Here is a 1,100-nt window from a genome sequence, read left to right on the forward strand (position 1 = left end):
AAGAAAATACAGATGAAAGCATTAAAAATGATGAATTTGTAAAAAGCGACAGAAATATTGTGGCTGGAAAGTATAAGGGAGAATATGGATATTATTTAAGACCTGCAAGAGGAAATGTTTATAAGGAAGATGGAGAAAAATTAATTAAGTTTGTAAAAAGCCTTGATTATAAAGTTGAATTGAAACTTACAAGTTTTCAAAGTATTTTGGTTCGTGGACTTAAAAAAGAAGATGTATTAAAATTAAAAGAAATTATGGAAGAATATTATGGCGGAAATGAATTTTTCAACTCATATTCTTGCATTGGAAGTACAACTTGTAATGTTGGAATTTTAGATACTCCGCCGATACTGGACTATATTTTTAAATATTTTGAAAATGAGGAAAAAAGGGAGCTTACAAATTATTTGCCACAAATAAAAATTGCTGGATGTCCAAATTCCTGTGCAACACCGCAGATAGCAAAACTTGGATTTAGCGGAAGAAGAAAAAAAGACGGAGAATACTTTGCAATTTTTGCAAGAGGAGAATTTACAGGTAAAACTGTTAAGCTGAATGAAATCGTGGGAGAAATAAAGGCAAGTAAAATTCCATATTTCCTTGAGGACATTGCAAATATCATAAAAGAGGAAAACATTGAATTTGAGGAGTTTGTACATGAGGAAAGGTTTATTGAGCTGATAGAGAAATACAAGGAATTTGAACTTGAAGTGGTTGATTTCAATGATTTCCGTAAAGCTGATATGGAAAGGGCGTGGTAGATGAATGTATGTGGAACTAAAAAATATTAACAAAATGTACAATAGCTACAAAGCGTCAGACAATATAAATTTAGGCATTAGAAAAGGAAAGCTGGTGGCTTTGCTAGGACCAAGCGGAAGTGGAAAATCCACAATTTTACGGATGATTGCGGGACTGGAAACACCTGATGCTGGGGAGATTATAATTGACGGAAAAGTTGTAAATAACATTTCTCCAAGCAAAAGGGGAATTGGCTTTGTTTTTCAGAATTATGCGTTATTTCGCTACATGACTGTGTTTGACAATATTGCATTTGGATTAAAGATTGCAAAAGTGAAAAAGTCCATTATAAAGGAACG

Annotated in this window: 1 protein-coding gene and 1 pseudogene; both read left to right on the forward strand. The window is 32.8% G+C overall.

The window, feature by feature from the left end; genetic code table 11:
* Positions 1 to 761 (forward strand): annotated as a pseudogene (locus Q0370_RS06040) (nitrite/sulfite reductase); the annotation flags it as partial.
* Between the two features lie 4 nt (positions 762 to 765).
* The coding region (locus tag Q0370_RS06045; protein WP_299573414.1) for an ABC transporter ATP-binding protein at positions 766 to 1,100 on the forward strand (335 nt) is incomplete at its 3' end.

The organism is uncultured Leptotrichia sp. (genome assembly GCF_938036635.1).
In the GTDB taxonomy this organism is placed as follows: domain Bacteria; phylum Fusobacteriota; class Fusobacteriia; order Fusobacteriales; family Leptotrichiaceae; genus Leptotrichia; species Leptotrichia hongkongensis.